The organism is Streptomyces sp. NPDC101165, assembly GCF_044768135.1.
Taxonomy (GTDB): domain Bacteria; phylum Actinomycetota; class Actinomycetes; order Streptomycetales; family Streptomycetaceae; genus Streptomyces.
Window position 1 is genome coordinate 104,318 of record NZ_JBIWPG010000013.1, and the last position, 15,270, is coordinate 119,587.

At 70.2% G+C, this 15,270-nt stretch carries 15 protein-coding genes; 9 read left to right on the forward strand and 6 right to left on the reverse strand.

All coding sequences use genetic code 11. The features are described from left to right. Positions 1-70: 70 nt before the first annotated feature. Together ACIRVH_RS27610 and ACIRVH_RS27615 are read right to left on the reverse strand one after the other, a co-directional pair. Complete coding sequence (locus tag ACIRVH_RS27610) at positions 71-886, reverse strand: inositol monophosphatase family protein (protein WP_403958227.1); 816 nt, start codon at positions 884-886, stop codon at positions 71-73. Between the two features lie 8 nt (positions 887-894). Continuing rightward, on the reverse strand, positions 895-2,022 hold the full coding sequence (locus ACIRVH_RS27615; RefSeq protein ID WP_403958229.1) for a ferrochelatase: 1,128 nt from the start codon (positions 2,020-2,022) through the stop codon (positions 895-897). Between the two features lie 170 nt (positions 2,023-2,192). Between ACIRVH_RS27615 and ACIRVH_RS27620 the strand changes: the two genes are divergently transcribed. The 3 genes from ACIRVH_RS27620 to sepH all read left to right on the forward strand — a co-directional run bounded on the left by ACIRVH_RS27620 (position 2,193) and on the right by sepH (position 6,568). After that, positions 2,193-3,431, forward strand: a complete 1,239-nt coding sequence (locus ACIRVH_RS27620) for an MFS transporter (RefSeq protein ID WP_403958231.1) — start codon at positions 2,193-2,195, stop codon at positions 3,429-3,431. Continuing rightward, positions 3,391-4,719 (forward strand): D-arabinono-1,4-lactone oxidase, encoded by a 1,329-nt coding sequence (locus ACIRVH_RS27625; protein ID WP_403958235.1) that lies wholly within the window; start codon positions 3,391-3,393, stop codon positions 4,717-4,719. Before ACIRVH_RS27620 ends, ACIRVH_RS27625 begins: the two co-directional genes overlap by 41 nt. 808 nt (positions 4,720-5,527) lie before the next feature. After that, complete coding sequence (gene sepH, locus ACIRVH_RS27630; protein ID WP_403958238.1) at positions 5,528-6,568, forward strand: septation protein SepH; 1,041 nt, start codon at positions 5,528-5,530, stop codon at positions 6,566-6,568. Positions 6,569-6,628: 60 nt separating this feature from the next. Here the strand turns inward: sepH and ACIRVH_RS27635 are convergent, their stop codons facing one another. Then, positions 6,629-7,480: a sulfurtransferase gene (locus ACIRVH_RS27635; protein WP_403958241.1), complete on the reverse strand. Its 852-nt coding sequence runs from the start codon at positions 7,478-7,480 to the stop codon at positions 6,629-6,631. A gap of 316 nt (positions 7,481-7,796) precedes the next feature. On the opposite strand from ACIRVH_RS27635, the gene ACIRVH_RS27640 reads away from it, so the two are divergent. Continuing rightward, positions 7,797-8,585 carry a VOC family protein gene (locus tag ACIRVH_RS27640; protein WP_403958243.1) on the forward strand — a complete coding sequence of 263 codons (789 nt, stop codon included), beginning with the start codon at positions 7,797-7,799 and terminating at the stop codon, positions 8,583-8,585. 21 nt (positions 8,586-8,606) lie between these two features. Here the strand turns inward: ACIRVH_RS27640 and rfbD are convergent, their stop codons facing one another. Then, entirely contained in the window at positions 8,607-9,503 is an 897-nt protein-coding gene (rfbD, locus tag ACIRVH_RS27645; RefSeq protein ID WP_403958246.1) for a dTDP-4-dehydrorhamnose reductase, read from the reverse strand. Then, positions 9,500-10,474 carry a dTDP-glucose 4,6-dehydratase gene (rfbB, locus tag ACIRVH_RS27650; RefSeq protein WP_403958249.1) on the reverse strand — a complete coding sequence of 325 codons (975 nt, stop codon included), beginning with the start codon at positions 10,472-10,474 and terminating at the stop codon, positions 9,500-9,502. Before rfbB ends, rfbD begins: the two co-directional genes overlap by 4 nt. Before the next feature lie 321 nt (positions 10,475-10,795). Here rfbB and ACIRVH_RS27655 point away from each other — a divergent pair, with 321 nt between their 5' ends. From ACIRVH_RS27655 to ACIRVH_RS27675, 5 genes are all read left to right on the forward strand, one after another. After that, positions 10,796-11,383 (forward strand): dTDP-4-dehydrorhamnose 3,5-epimerase family protein, encoded by a 588-nt coding sequence (locus ACIRVH_RS27655; protein ID WP_403958572.1) that lies wholly within the window; start codon positions 10,796-10,798, stop codon positions 11,381-11,383. 295 nt (positions 11,384-11,678) lie between these two features. Then, positions 11,679-12,458, forward strand: coding sequence for a hypothetical protein (locus ACIRVH_RS27660; protein WP_403958252.1), 780 nt, complete (start codon positions 11,679-11,681; stop codon positions 12,456-12,458). A 312-nt stretch (positions 12,459-12,770) separates the two neighbouring features. Continuing rightward, a complete protein-coding gene (locus ACIRVH_RS27665) occupies positions 12,771-13,226 on the forward strand; it encodes a tetratricopeptide repeat protein (RefSeq protein WP_403958255.1) in 456 nt (151 codons plus the stop codon). Then, the gene (locus ACIRVH_RS27670) at positions 13,223-14,038 is read left to right on the forward strand and encodes a glycosyltransferase (RefSeq protein ID WP_403958257.1); all 816 of its coding nucleotides are present in this window, start codon (positions 13,223-13,225) and stop codon (positions 14,036-14,038) included. Before ACIRVH_RS27665 ends, ACIRVH_RS27670 begins: the two co-directional genes overlap by 4 nt. An 18-nt stretch (positions 14,039-14,056) precedes the next feature. After that, a complete protein-coding gene (locus ACIRVH_RS27675) occupies positions 14,057-14,497 on the forward strand; it encodes a methyltransferase domain-containing protein (protein WP_403958260.1) in 441 nt (146 codons plus the stop codon). Between the two features lie 94 nt (positions 14,498-14,591). On the opposite strand, the gene ACIRVH_RS27680 is transcribed toward ACIRVH_RS27675, so the two are convergent. Beyond that, entirely contained in the window at positions 14,592-15,242 is a 651-nt protein-coding gene (locus ACIRVH_RS27680) for a thymidine kinase (protein WP_403958263.1), read from the reverse strand. Between the last annotated feature and the right edge of the window lie 28 nt (positions 15,243-15,270).

Genomic DNA, 15,270 nt, shown 5'->3' on the forward strand with positions numbered 1-15,270 from the left:
GCGGAACCCCCCGGCGAATCCAGCGCCGGGGGGTTCCGTCGTTCTCGCGTCCTGCGCCGGAGCGGTCCCGTCAGTCGTGCCAGGCCCCGAAGTCCTCCAGCAGGCGCTGAAGGGGCTCGAAGACGCCCGGCGTGCCCGCGACCGTCAGATCACGTGACGGGCGCTCTCCGGGCCGTCCACCGGTCAGCGCGCCCGCCTCCCGCGCGATCAGATCCCCGGCGGCGACGTCCCAGGCGTTGAGTCCCCGCTCGTAGTACCCGTCCAGGCGGCCGCCGGCCACGTCGCACAGGTCGACCGCGGCCGACCCGCTGCGCCGGATGTCCCGCAGCAGCGGGATCAGCCGGCCGGCCACCTCGGCCTGGCGGGCGCGGACCTCGGCGACGTAGTTGAAGCCCGTGGAGACCAGCGCCTGGTCCAGCGGGGGCGCGGGGCGGCAGGACAGCGCCCGCTCGCCCTCCCACGCACCCGTGGCCCAGGCACCGCCGCCGCGCACCGCGTGGTAGGTCTCGCCGCGCATCGGCGCCGCGACGACCCCGACGACGGTCTCGCCGTCCAGCTCGGCCGCGATGGACACGGCCCAGGTCGGCAGCCCGTACAGGTAGTTGACGGTGCCGTCGAGCGGGTCGATCACCCAGCGGACGCCGCTGGTGCCCACGGTGTCGGCGCCCTCCTCGCCGAGGAAGCCGTCGGCCGGGCGGCGGTCGGAGATCAGGCCGGTGATCAGCTTCTCCGCCGCGATGTCCATCTCGGTGACGACGTCGATCGGGCTCGACTTGGTCCTGGCCACCGCCAGGTCGGCGGGACGGCCGTCCCGCAGCAGCTCGCCGGCGCGGCGGGCGGCCTCCTGGGCCAGGTCGAGCAGTTCCCTGTGCAGGGCGTCGGTCACGGGTCTCCTCACGCGTAGGGGCTGTCGGCGCCCGCGGCGGCCGGGCGGGGGGCACGGGCCGGGCAGCAGCCGACCGGGCAGAGGTCGTGACTCGCACCGAGCGCGCCGAGGGCGCACGGCGTGACCTCCTGCCCACGCTCCACGGCGGCCCGCTCCAGGATCAGCTCGCGGACCGCCGCGGCGAACCGCGGGTCGGCGCCCACGGTGGCCGAGCGGCGCACCGGGAGGCCCAGTTCCTCGGCCTTGGCCGTGGCCTCGGTGTCGAGGTCGTAGAGGACCTCCATGTGGTCCGAGACGAAGCCGATGGGCGCCATGACGACGGCCGGGGCGCCTGCGGCGTGCCGCTCCTCGAGGTGGTCGCAGATGTCCGGCTCCAGCCAGGGGATGTGCGGGGCGCCGGAGCGGGACTGGTAGACGAGCCGCCAGGGGTGGTCGACGCCGGTGCGCTCACGGACCGCGTCGGCGATCAGCTGGGCCACGTCCAGGTGCTGCTCCACGTACGCGCCGCCCTCGCCGTGGGCTTCGACCGGGCCGGAGGTGTCGGCGGCCGCGGTCGGGATGGAGTGGGTGCTGAAGGCGATGTGGGCGCCGTCGCGGACGTCCTCGGGGAGCTCGGCCAGGGAGCGCAGCACGCCGTCGACCATGGGCTCGACGAAGCCGGGGTGGTTGAAGTAGTGCCGCAGCTTGTCGATCTTCGGCAGGTCGAGGCCCTCGGCCTGCAGGGTGGCCAGCGCGTCGGCGAGGTTCTCGCGGTACTGGCGGCAGCCCGAGTAGGAGGCGTAGGCGCTGGTGGCGAGCACCAGGATGCGACGCCGGCCGTCGGCGACCAGCTCGCGCAGGGTGTCCGTCAGGTACGGCGCCCAGTTGCGGTTGCCCCAGTAGACCGGCAGGTCCAGGCCGTGCTCGGCGAAGTCCTTGTGCAGGGCGTCCAGCAGGGCGCGGTTCTGGTCGTTGATCGGGCTGACCCCGCCGAACAGGAAGTAGTGCTGCCCGACTTCCTTGAGCCGTTCCTTGGGGATGCCACGCCCACGCGTGACGTTCTCCAGGAACGGGACCACGTCGTCGGGGCCTTCGGGGCCGCCGAACGAGAGCAGGAGCAGGGCGTCGTACGGGGTGGCATCGAGCGCGTCTGGCATGAGTCGATCCTGTCACCCGGCTCTGACGGCCGGGCAACAGCGGGGTGAAGAGTCGAGTTCCAGCCGGTTTAGTCCGGTATTTCCGGCTGTGATTCCTGGTGCAATTAGGGTCACCTAACTCGTAAGCTGTATCAGCCGCATTCGCGCCTTACCGATGCCCCGGAGACCACGTGCCCAGCCCCTACCGCGCCCTGTTCGCCGAGCCCGGCACCAAGAGCTTCTCCGCGGCCGGCTTCGTCGGCCGGATGCCACTGTCGATGATGGGCATCGGCGTGGTCACGATGGTCTCCCAGCTCACCGGGCGCTACGGCCTCGCGGGCGCGCTGTCGGCCACCATCGCCCTGTCCGCCGCCGCGGTCGGGCCGCAGATATCCCGGCTGGTGGACCGGCACGGCCAGCGCCGGGTGCTGCGCCCCGCGACCCTGGTGGCACTCCTGGCGGCCGCCGGACTGCTGCTCACCGCGCATCTCGGGTGGCCGGACTGGGTGCTGTTCGTCTGCGCGGCCGGCATCGGCACGGTGCCGAGCCTGGGCGCGATGATCCGGGCCCGCTGGGCGGCCCTGTACCGGGGCACACCGAAGCTGCACACCGCCTACTCGTTCGAGTCGGTGGTGGACGAGGTGTGCTTCATCTTCGGGCCGATCATCTCCATCGGCCTGTCCACGGCCTGGTTCCCGGAGGCGGGCCCCCTGCTGGCGGCCTGCTTCCTGGCCGTCGGCGTCTTCTGGCTGACCGCCCAGCGCGCCACCGAGCCGGAGTCGCACCCGCGCGAGCGGCACGACGGCGGCAGCGCGCTGCGCTCGGCCGGGCTCCAGGTCCTGGTGGCGACCTTCGTGGCCACGGGGACGATCTTCGGGGCGGTCGACGTGGTCACCGTCGCCTTCGCCGACGAGCACGGCCACAAGGCGGCCGCGAGCGTGGTGCTGGCGCTGTACGCGGCCGGCTCCTGTGTCGCGGGTGCCGTCTTCGGGCTGCTGCGCTTCTCGGGAGCCCCGGAACGTCGCTGGTTGCTGGGCGTGGGGGCGATGGCCGTGAGTATGATCCCCCTCCTACTGGTCGGAAACTTGCCGCTTCTGGCCGTGGCGCTGTTCGTTGCAGGGCTGTCCATCGCACCGACGATGATCACGACGATGTCCCTCATCGAAGAGCACGTACCTCGCGCGAAGCTGACCGAGGGCATGACCTGGGTGAGCACCGGCCTCGCGGTCGGCGTGGCGCTCGGCTCCTCCGTGGCCGGCTGGGTGATCGACGCAGCCGGCGCGCGTGCCGGGTACGGGGTTCCGGTCGTGTCCGGAGCCGTCGCGGTCGCGGTCGGTTTCCTGGGGTACCGCCGGCTCCGCAGGCCGGCCGCGGGTCGGGGAGGCACCGTTGAGCACCACAGCGAGCGCGAAGAACGGCACCTGGCGTAACTGGGGCGGCAATGTCGCCGCCCGCCCCGCCCGGCAGGTCGAGCCGGCCTCGGTGGAGGAACTGGCGGCGGCCGTGCGCAAGGCGGCCGAGGACGGCCTGAAGGTGAAGGCGGTCGGCACCGGACACTCCTTCACGTCCATCGCCGCCACCGACGGTGTGTTGATCCGCCCTCAACTGTTGACCGGCATTCGCACCATCGACCGGGACGCCATGACCGTCACGGTCGAGGCGGGCACCCCGCTCAAGAGACTCAACGCGGTCCTGGCGCGCGAGGGCCTGTCGCTCACCAACATGGGCGACATCATGGAGCAGACCGTCTCCGGCGCCACCAGCACGGGCACCCACGGCACGGGCCGCGAGTCGGCCTCGATCGCCGCCCAGATCAAGGCGCTCGAACTCGTCACCGCCGAGGGCTCGGTGCTCAGCTGCTCGGAGAAGGGGACCGAAGAAGAACGCGCGATCTTCGCGGCCGCCCGGATCGGCCTCGGTGCGCTCGGCATCGTCACCGCGATCACCTTCGCGGTGGAGCCGCTCTTCCTGCTCACCGCGCGCGAGGAGCCGATGCCCTTCGAGCGGGTGCTGGCCGAGTTCGACCAACTGTGGGCCGAGAACGAGCACTTCGAGTTCTACTGGTTCCCGCACACCGGCAACACCAACACCAAGCGGAACAATCGCAGCGCGGGCCCCGAGCAGCCCGTGGGGCAGCTGGCCGGGTGGTTCGAGGACGAGTTCCTCTCCAACGGCGTCTTCCAGGTGGCCCAGTGGGTCGGTCGCGCCGCCCCCGCGACCGTTCCGGCGATCGCCCAGATCTCCAGCAAGGCGCTGTCCGGGCGGACGTACACCGACATCCCTTACAAGGTCTTCACCTCTCCGCGCCGGGTGCGCTTCGTGGAAATGGAGTACGCCGTCCCGCGCGCGGCCCTGACCGACACACTGCGCGAACTGAAGGCCATGGTCGACCGCTCCGGTCTGCGCGTCAGCTTCCCGGTCGAGGTGCGCACCGCCCCGGCCGACGACATCACCCTGTCCACCGCCTGCGGCCGGGACAGCGCGTACATCGCCGTCCACATGTTCCGGGGCACGCCGTACCAGGCCTACTTCACCGCCGCCGAGCGCATCTTCACGGCGCACGAGGGCCGGCCGCACTGGGGCAAGGTCCACACGCGGGACGCGGAGTACTTCGCCGAGGCGTACCCGCGCTTCGGCGAGTTCACGGCGTTGCGGGACCGTCTCGACCCGGAACGGCTGTTCCAGAACGACTACTTGCGGAGGGTTCTGGGGGCGTAGGCGTCGCCGGAGCACCCGCTGCGCGTGGGGGCCGGGGCGGCCGCGCCGCCGCTCGGCTCCCCGCTTCCCGGGTCGCTCGGCGCGGGCGTCGCGCCGTGGGTCGCACCGCTGCCGTCGTCGGCACCCGTCGAGGGCACGTCCGAATACGACGAGTGGGTCGAAGGGGCGATGGGGCCGAAGAGGTCGTGCCCTCACCGGAATTCGGGGAGGACGGACCCCGGCCCCGGCCATGGTGACGCCGAAAACGAGGGTGGCCGCGAGGACCGGGCGCTTCGAGCTCCGCTACCCGCGCGCGGTGGACGGTCCCCTCGGTGAGCTGGCCCGGAGCCGGTGACACTTGGTCGCCCTACTACGGCCGTTCTGCCGGACGGGGCCCGGGGCCTCCCGGATCCGCTCCCCGGACGAAACCATTAGTTCCGTTTCTGGGGATTGCGTGAAGTTCGCCACGTTCATGATCGGCAAACCGGGTTGCGTACGGCCAAGTCGCATCCCTTACGAGAAGTTGGGCGGCGCGCCAATCCACGCACGTGGTCCGAATGGAGTACTGTTGCGAGCCCTGGGTCCGGTCTCCCACCAGGGTGTCCGCGGCCTTGCAGGACCGCCGGGAGGGGGCTTGTTGCACAGGGTGATGAAGTTCGTCACTTAGCGTTGCGAATAGGTAACCGTGCCATAACGGCGACTCAGGGCCAGCGCCCGACACGCCGGGCAACTCGGCAAGGTTGTGGCAGGCTGCACCCGGGCAGGCCACACTCGACTAGCGGAAGCAGCGACGCACGTGACGTCGGCAGGCACCACCCGGGAGGTCCCCATGCCCGAACTGCGTGTCGTGGCCGTCTCGAATGACGGCACACGGCTGGTGCTCAAGGCTGCCGACTCTACGGAGTACACGCTTCCGATCGACGAACGGCTGCGTGCCGCGGTGCGCGGCGACCGGCCGCGCCTCGGTCAGATCGAGATCGAGGTGGAGAGCCATCTCCGCCCCCGCGACATCCAGGCCCGTATACGTGCGGGTGCCACCGCGGAAGAGGTGGCTCAGCTCGCCGGCATCCCCGTCGACCGGGTGCGGCGCTTCGAGGGTCCGGTACTGGCCGAGCGCGCCTTCATGGCCGAGCGGGCCCGTAAGACCCCGGTCCGCCGCCCCGGCGAGAACTCCGGTCCGCTGCTCGGCGAGACCGTCCAGGAGCGGCTGTTGCTGCGCGGTGCCGAGAAGGACACCGTGCAGTGGGACTCCTGGCGCCGCGACGACGGCACCTGGGAGGTCCTCCTCGTCTACCGGGTCGCGGGCGAACCGCACTCGGCGAGCTGGACCTACGACCCGCCCAGGCGGCTCGTCCAGGCCGTGGACGACGAGGCGCGCTCGCTGATCGGCGAGTCCGACGACCTCGCCGTACCGGAGCCGAGTTTCCCGTTCGTCCCGCGCATCGCCAGGCTGCCGCGCGAGCGTTCGATGGACCGTGCCCTCGACCGGGGCGACCGGGAGCGGCCGAGCCTGCCGGCCCAGTCGTCCGAGCCCGCCGAGGAGAGCACGGGCGAACGCGACTCGCTCACCAGCCTGTTGGAGGCGGTGCCGAGCTTCCGGGGCGACCTGGTGGTCCCGGAACGGCCCGTGGAGTCCCCGGAGGAGCCCGTCGAGGAACCCGCGACGGAGGAGCCCCCGGCGCCCGCCGCCTCGGCCGGCTCCGCCTACGCGGACGTGCTCATGCCCCGCTCGGTGGGCAGCCACCGCGACCGGCTCATCGGCGCCACCGACCGCCAGGCCGAGGCCGACGGCGTCCGCCCGGGCCGCCGCGCCGCGGTACCGAGCTGGGACGAGATCGTGTTCGGGACCCGGCGCAAGAAACAGGAGTAAACCGGCCGTACGGCCGTATGAAGTGGGGGCACGCGTGCGTGCCCCCACTTTTTCCGTTGGCTACTGCGGGTCCGGCCCCACCGCGACCGGACGCGACGGGTCCGAGGACCACTCCGACCAGGAGCCGACGTACAGCGCCGCCGGAATGTCCGCGACCGCGAGGGCCAGCACCTCGTGCGCGCCCGAGACGCCCGAGCCGCAGTAGACGCCCACCGGCGCCTCCTCGGACACGCCCAGGGCCTTGAAGCGGTCCCGCAGGTCCGCCGCGGGCAGGAAACGGCCGTCCGGGCCCACGTTCTCGTTCGTCGGCGCCGACACCGCGCCGGGGATGTGCCCGCCGACCCGGTCGATCGGCTCCACCTCGCCGCGGTACCGCTCCCCCGCGCGCGCGTCGAGCAGCACGCCCGAGCGAGCCAGGGCGGCGGCTCCGTCCGCGTCGAGCAACCCGGCCGCGTCGGGCGCCGGTTCGAAGTCGCCCTCCGCCGGGTCGGGCACGTCCGTCGACAGCCGGCCCTGCCAGGCCGGCAACCCGCCGTCGAGGACCCGCACGTCCGGGTGACCCGTCCAGCGCAGCAGCCACCACGCGCGCGCCGCCGCCCAGCCCTGTCCGCCGTCGTAGACGACGACCGGCCGGCCGGCCGACACGCCCGCGCGGCGCATGGCCGCGCCGAACTCCTCGAGGTCGGGCAGCGGATGGCGACCGTGTTCCCCGGGGGCCGAGGCCAGCTCCCGGTCCAGGTCGACGAAGACCGCGCCGGGGAGATGCCCGGCCGTGTACTCGGCCCGGCCGTCGAAGGCGGGGGCGCCCGCGGCCTTGGCCATGGTCAGCTGCCAGCGGACGTCCAGCAGGACGGGCGGGCGCCCCCCGGTCAGGTCGGCGGCGAGTTCGGTCGCGGTGATGATGGCTGTCATGGGTCCATCCTTACGTCAGGGGTGGCCGAGGCGTCCAGGTCCGGCTACTCTGCTCCGCCGGGCAGGCTCGATCACGAGGCGTACGGGATCGGGCACACGCTGTACCGCTGACGGACACCCGTCGGCCACCGTCAGGAAGCGTCCCAAGACGGCAGATCGGACATCCTCCCAGGGGTACCGCCCGGGCATCGGCGCACGGTACGCGGCACGCCGGAGGATGTGGGTACCGGCACGGGCGTGCACGCGCCAGCGGCACACCCCTTCCGGGGAGCGGAAGCGACACGGCCACCGCGAGGGGCCGGGGAGAGAGTGATCGATGACCGAGGCACGGGAGTCGGCCGGTCCGCACGCGCGGCACACGCCGGGTACGCCCTGCTGGGTGAGCCTGATGGTGCACGGGCTGGCCACGACCGAGGAGTTCTACGGGGAGCTGTTCGGCTGGGAGTTCCGGCCGGGCCCGCAGCAGCTCGGCCCCTATGTGCGGGCGCTGCTGGACGGGCACGAGGTGGCGGGCATCGGCCAGCTGCCGCCGGACCGCAGGCTGCCGGTCGCCTGGACGCCCTACCTCGCCTCGGACGACGTGGACCAGACGGCCGACCAGGTGCGGCTGTGCGGCGGCACGGTGGCCGTCGGACCGCTGGACGCGGCCGAGGCCGGGCGGATGGCCATCGCGGCCGACCCCACCGGGGCGGTGTTCGGGATCTGGCAGGCGGGCGCCCACTTCGGCACGTCGCTCAGCGGCGTCCCCGGTACCCCCGCCTGGAACGAGCTGCTCACCTTCGAGACGGAGAGCGTCAGCAAGTTCTACGAAGTGGTGTTCGGTTACGAGGAGGAGCCGGTGCTGTCCGCCGGCTTCGACTACCTGACCCTGCGCATCGGGGGGCGTCCGGTGGCCGGTATCCACGGCGTCGGCCACGGTCTGCCCCGGGACCGGGGGCCGCACTGGCTGACGTACTTCGAGGTCGCGGACGTCGACGCGACGCTGCGGCAGGTCGCCGAGCTGGGCGGCCGGGTGCTCGGGCCGGCCCATGACAGCGAGCACGGGCGGGTCGCCACGGTGGCGGATCCGGAGGGAGCGGTCTTCTCGGTGGTCCAGGGGAGGTGAAGCGGCCGCCGCCCGGCATCCTCAATGGGGCGATGACCGGTACGAAGGAACCGCCTCACGCGCGAGCGAGCTGAACGACGGGCAGCGCATCGCCTCGGTGAGGGATGCGCGCCAGTCGGGGAGTTCGGGCAGGCCTGCCGCGGTCCACCGGGCGTGGCCCAGGACGCTGTACGCGGGTCGGCGGGCGGGGCGGGGGAAGGCCGAAGATGTGGTCGGGCGGACGCGGTCGGGGTCGAGGCCGGCGAGTTCGTATGCTGCGCGGGCCAGGCCGTACCAGGTGGTGTGACCGGACGCGGTGGCATGGTAGACGCCGGGTGGGGCCTGGTCGGCGCTGCCGAGGGCGAGCAGCAGTCGAGCCAGGTCGCGGGTCCAGGTGGGCTGTCCTTGCTGGTCGTTGACCACGTCGACGGTGTTCCTCCGCTGGGCCAGGCCGAGCATCGTGGTGACGAAGTTGCGGCCGTGTTCGCCGTACAGCCAGGCGGTGCGCACGATGTAGCCGGTGTCGGGGAGAAGTTCGGCGACCGCCTGTTCGCCGGCCAGCTTGCTGCGGCCGTAGGCGTTGACCGGTGCGGTCGGGGCCGACTCGGGACAGGGCTCGGTGCCGTCTCCGGACAGGACGTAGTCGGTGGAGACGTGCAGCAGGCGGGCACCGTTGTCCCGGCAGGCGACGGCCAGGTGACGTACGCCTGTTCCGTTGACGGCGGTGGCCGCGGCCTCCGCGGACTCGGCGCCGTCGACGTCCGTCCAGGCTGCGCAGTTGATCACCACATCGTGCCCGGCGACCGCAGCGCGCACGGCCTCGGGGTCGGTGATGTCGAGGGCGGCGCGGTCGAGGGCCGTGACCTGCCTGTCCGCCAGCAGACTGTGCACGTCGCGGCCGAGCATCCCGCCTGCGCCGGTGATCAGCCAGCGCGTCATGACAGCGCCGCCCGGGCCTTCAGCGGCTCCCACCAGGCACGGTTTTCGCGATACCAGTCGACCGTGGCGGCCAGGCCCTCCGCGAAGGAGATCCGGGGCCGGTATCCCAACTCCTCCTGGATCTTGGTGATGTCGAGGGAATACCGCCGGTCGTGCCCCCTGCGGTCGGGCACCTGCTGGACCATCTCCCAGCCGCGCCCGGTCGCCTCCAGCAGCATGCCGGTGAGCTCCTTGTTGGTGATCTCGGTTCCCCCGCCGATGTGGTAGACCTCGCCGGCCCGGCCGCCCCGGAGCACCAGTTCGATGGCGCGGCAGTGGTCGGAGACGTGCAGCCAGTCGCGGACGTTGGCGCCGTCACCGTAGAGCGGCACCTTCTGACCGTCGATCAGTTGGGTGATGAACAGCGGGATGACCTTCTCCGGGAACTGGTGGTGCCCGTAGTTGTTGGAGCAGCGGGTCACGACCACGTCCAGGCCGTGCGTACGGTGGCAGGCCAGGGCGAGCAGGTCGGAGCCGGCCTTCGAGGCGGAGTACGGCGAGGTGGGGGCGAGCGGCGACTTCTCCGTCCAGGAGCCCACGTCGATCGAGCCGTACACCTCGTCGGTGGACACATGCGCGAACCGGCCGACGCCGTGCCTGCGCGCGGCGTCCAACAACACCTGGGTGCCGACCACATTGGTCCGTACGAACGGTACCGCGCCCTCGATGGAACGGTCGACGTGGGACTCGGCCGCGAAGTGGACGATCGCGTCATGGCCCGCTGTCACCGCGTCCACCGTGTCCCTGTCGCAGATGTCGCCGCGGACGAAGGTGTACGCCGGAAGGTGAGCCACCGGCGCGAGGTTTTCCTCGACACCCGAATAAGTGATTTGGTCCAGGACGGTAATCCTGCAGTCGATATCCGCGCTCAGCATGGAGCGGACGAACTCGGAGCCGATGAATCCGGCACCGCCGGTGATCAGGATGCGCATGGTCCGCGGAGTGTAGCGCACGCGGCACGTGTCCGAACCGAGCTCAAATTCCACATAACTACTGCCAGTTTTCGATTAACCGATGATCTACTATCCGAATTCCACTCCGGAGATGGCCAGTTGCATGATACCGATCGCCACCACACCGCCGACCAGCATGCCTACATGAAATGCGGCAGGGTTTTCGCCTACCCTGTCGCCGACCCGCCGGCGTACGGCGTATGCATTTCCCGGCGCTCGCGGGGAGTTGGAGATCACGGAAGTCAGAAGCAGGGACGGCCAGTACCTTCTCCACCTACTGAAGGAGGGCGCGCGGTGAAAATCCGCGAGTTGACCATCGAGGGCGCGTTCGAGATCGTCCCGCAGTTGCACGGCGACCGGCGTGGGCTGTTCACCGAGTGGTACCGCTTCGACCGGCTGACCGAGGCCGTGGGCCGGCCACTGCGACTCGCCCAGGGCAATCTCTCGGTGTCCGCCCAGGGCGTGGTGCGCGGCATCCACTTCGCCGACGTGCCGCCCGGGCAGGCCAAGTACGTGACCTGCGTGCGCGGTGCGGTGCTGGACGTGGTGGTCGACCTGCGGGTCGGTTCGCCCGACTTCGGCCGCTGGGAGGGCGTCCGGCTGGACGACGTCGAGCGTCGCGCGGTCTACCTCCCGGAGGGTCTGGGGCATGGCTTCTGCGCGCTCACCGACAACACGACGCTGGTCTACCTGTGTTCGGAGACGTACAGACCGGCGGGCGAACACGCGGTCCACCCGCTCGACTCGGACCTGGGCATCGAGTGGCCGGCCGACACGCCCCAACTCTCCGACAGGGACTCGACGGCACCGTCCCTGGCGGAGGCGCTGGAGAGGGGAATGCTGCCCTCGTACGACGCCTGCCCGGCAACTCGTGCGCCAAAGGAATGAAGTGCAGTGGAATTCGCTGATACCCACACCGTCAACCCAGAGTTCAGAAAGCATAAGCCGTACAGTGAATTTGGGATACCGCAAGCTGGAATCGACGTAGTCCAACGACGGTTACGAGTAGCCCACTCACGCTCCTCGCGGAGGCCTGCGCAGTAATCCCCCTACGCACCGATGAAATCGGCGTGTATCCACGCATCAGCTTTCAGCTCTGCAGGAATGTTCTGTGATGAGACCTCAATCTCTGCGCAGATCTTGAGTCCAGACCGCCACGCTGCTTTCGGCGGGAACTCTCGGCTTGGCGATCAACCTCGCTTCCTCGGTGACCACCCCGGCCGCTGCGATCGAGAAGGCCAGTTCTGATTACGCCGTCGGCGTGCCGGGACCGAATGGCGCATCGAGCGCGGATTTCAAGCCCCGCGCCCGACGGATGGCCGGTGGCAGCGGTTACGGCAGTTACGGAGGAGAAGACGGAGAGTGCCGGGACAACGGCACGTCCAAGCCGCACGACTGCCAGCAAGGGCATCAGGGAGCACAAGGCGCTCAGGGCAGCCAGGGTGCCCGGGGCTGCCAGGGTGCCCGGGGCTGCCAGGGTGCCCGGGGCTGCCAGGGCTGCCAGGGCTGCCAGGGAAAGCAGGGCTCGGGCGCCCAAGGCGCACAGGGCAACCAAGGCAACCAGGGGTACCAAGGCCAGAAGGGCGACTCAGGCTCGGGCACCCAGGGCGAACAGGGCGAACAGGGCTACCAAGGCGAGCAAGGCTTCCAGGGCAACCGAGGTTTCCAGGTCTTCCAGGGCTTCCAAGGCAACCAAGGCTCGCCCCTCGGGGCGCAGAGCAACGTCCGGACGGCATCCTCCACGAGTTCCGCCGCTTCTATCACCGTCCCTGTCTCGTGCCCAGCCGGCTGGCCAAACGCTGTCGGCGGCGGATTCCAGTCGACCTCAACCGCGTCCACGTTCCAGACCAGCCGCCCCACGGGGGGAACCACGTCGACTCCGGCGACTGGCTGGCAGGTCGTCGAGCGCAACAGCAGCGGCAACTCCCGCACTGTTACCGCGTACGTGATCTGCACGTCGTAGACCCACCGGCCGTGAGCCTCAGGGCCGGCGAGCCGGCGCTCGGGTCAACCGAGCGCCGGCCTCGGCCGATTCCCGTGCTCGTCCCTGTCGGCCGAGTCAGTCGAGTTGTCGGATCGGCGAGGGGGATCCCCGTGAAAAGGCGGACGGGACTGTGGACGGCACTCGCCTCGGCCGTCGTGGTCGCCAATGTGGCGGCCGGTTGGGTCCACCTCCTCAACGGTGGTTCGAGGACCACACCCACGGCTGCATCCAGACCCGCGGCATCAGCGGCCAAGCCCGTGCCGAGAGCGGACGAACTGCTCCAACGCGGCATTGAGCAGGGCGAGAACAGGGATCTCTCTGCTGCGGCCAAGAGCTTCAGGCAGGTCCTGGACCTGGATCCCGCCAACAAACACGCCTGGTACAACCTCGGCGTCATCGCTCAGTCCGACAACAGAACGGCCGACGCGCGCACTGTACGACCACGCCCTCGACGTCGATCCGGATTTCGAATCGGCCCTCTACAACAAGGCGATCCTGCTCGAGTCGAGCGACACCGATCAAGCGATCGCAATCTACCGGCGCATCGTGAGCGCCGATCCGAAGGCTTCCACGGCCTACCTGCACCTTGGGCAGGCCCTCGCGAAGAAGGGCCGTGACGGCGAGGCCGACGACGCCTTCGGCCGCGCCGTCCGTACCGACCGGTCCATCCAGCAGCTCGTCCCGGAGCAGTTCCGGGATTCCGCGCGTGCAACACCGACAGCCACTCAGACAGGTACCGGAAGATGACCTCATCCCCGACCCCGAAGTTCTCCGTCTTCACCCCCAGCCACCGACCGCGTTTCCTGGACGAATCCCTCGCGACGCTGCAAGCGCAGACCTGCTCCGACTGGGAGTGGATCGTGCTTCTCAACAACGGTGCGCGATGGCGGCCGGAGCACCCCGACGACCGTGTCCGGGTGGAGATCTCCGACGAACTGCAGGGGGTCGGAGCGGCCAAGCGCCGCGCCTGCGAACTGGCGCGCGGCGAGATCCTCGTCGAGCTCGACCACGACGATCTGCTGGCGAAGGACTGTCTGGCGGAACTGGCGAAGGCCTTCGACGAGAATCCGTACGCCGTCTTCGTCTACAGCAACACGGCTCATGTCACGGAGGACGGAGGCCGTGACGACTCGCGGTTCAACGCGGCGCACGGCTGGCAGTACGAGGAGGTGGACGTCGACGGTCGCCGATTCCTGCAGTCCCACGCCATGGCACCGACTCCGCACAACGTGTCGTACATCTGGTACGCCCCCAACCATGTGCGGGCGTTCCGCAAGGACACGTACGAGCAGGTCGGCGGTTATGACGCCACGCGCACGGTGCTGGACGACCAGGACTTGATGTGCCGTCTCTTCCAGGCGGGCGAATTCCACCACATCCCTCGCTGCCTCTATCTGCAGCGGATGCACCCCGACAACACCCAGCGCGACGCCGAGATCAACGCGCACATCCAGCACGAGACCGTCGCTCTGTACGACAAATACATCGAGCCCACCATGCTCGCCTGGGCCGAGCGGCGCGGTCTGCATGCGCTGGACCTCGGTGCTGCGCACCGATAGCCGCTCGGCTACCTGGGAGTGGACCAGTACCCGAGGGACGGCGTCGACATCGTCGCGACGCTGCCCGAGCCGCTGGAGCTCCCCGACGGTTCGGTCGGACTGCTCCGCGCTGTGGACTTCCTGGAGCACGTGCCGGCGAAGATTCCGCTGATCAACGAGCTGTACCGCCTGCTGGCGCCGGGCGGCATGCTTCTTTCTCTGACACCGAGCTCCGACGGCCGTGGCGCCTACCAGGACCCGACGCATGTCGCGTACTACAACGAGAACTCGTTCTGGTACTACACCGACAACCAGTACCGCGCCTTCGTACCCGAGATCGAGGCCCGGTTCCAGCGTTCACGACTGGTCACCTACTACCCGACCGAATGGCACTCCACGAACAACATCTCCTACGTGCAGGCCAACTTGATCGCGGTCAAGGACGGCGCGGAGCGGTGCGGCGGTCTTCTGATGGTGTGATGCCTGCGTCGCTTCGGGCGGTGCCGGCCGGGCAGAGCGACCAACGGACGGCGTCCGTCATGCCCACTGCCCGGCCTCGCCGTGACAGCACAGGTCAGCTGGACGTGACCGGCAGCACGTCGGGCGACAGTGCCGCCGCTCGCGCCGCCGCACTCGTCATCCGCTTGCGGTAATGACGGCGGCACAGAACCTCGTACCCGACGATCTCCGCAGCCACGCCCACGTCGCCCACCACGACCTGCTCGCCCTCGACGACCATCTCGCCGCCCACCGTCCGCGCGTTGTGGGTGGCCCGTGCCCCGCACCAGCACATCGCCTCGACCTGCAGCGTCTCGACCCGGTCCGCCAACTCGATCAGACGCTGCGAACCGGGGAACAACTTGGTCCGGAAGTCCGTGGTGATGCCGAACGCGAACACGTCGAGGCCCAGATCGTCCACGATCCGGGCCAGCTGGTCGATCTGCTCCATCAGCAGGAACTGGGCCTCGTCCACGATGACGTAGTCGACCTTGCCGCCTCGCGACATGAGCTCCACCACGAACGCGTAGAGATCCAGTTCGGGCGTCGCCTCCACCGCCTCGGTCACCAACCCCAGGCGCGAGGACAGCTTGCCCTCCCCCGCACGGTCGTCCCTCGTGAAGATCACGCTCTGCAGACCGCGAGCCGAACGGTTGTGCGCGATCTGGAGAGCCAGTGTCGACTTCCCGCAGTCCATCGTTCCGGAGAAGAACACCAGCTCGGGCATGAGGAGTTGAGCACCTTTCGGGGAGTGG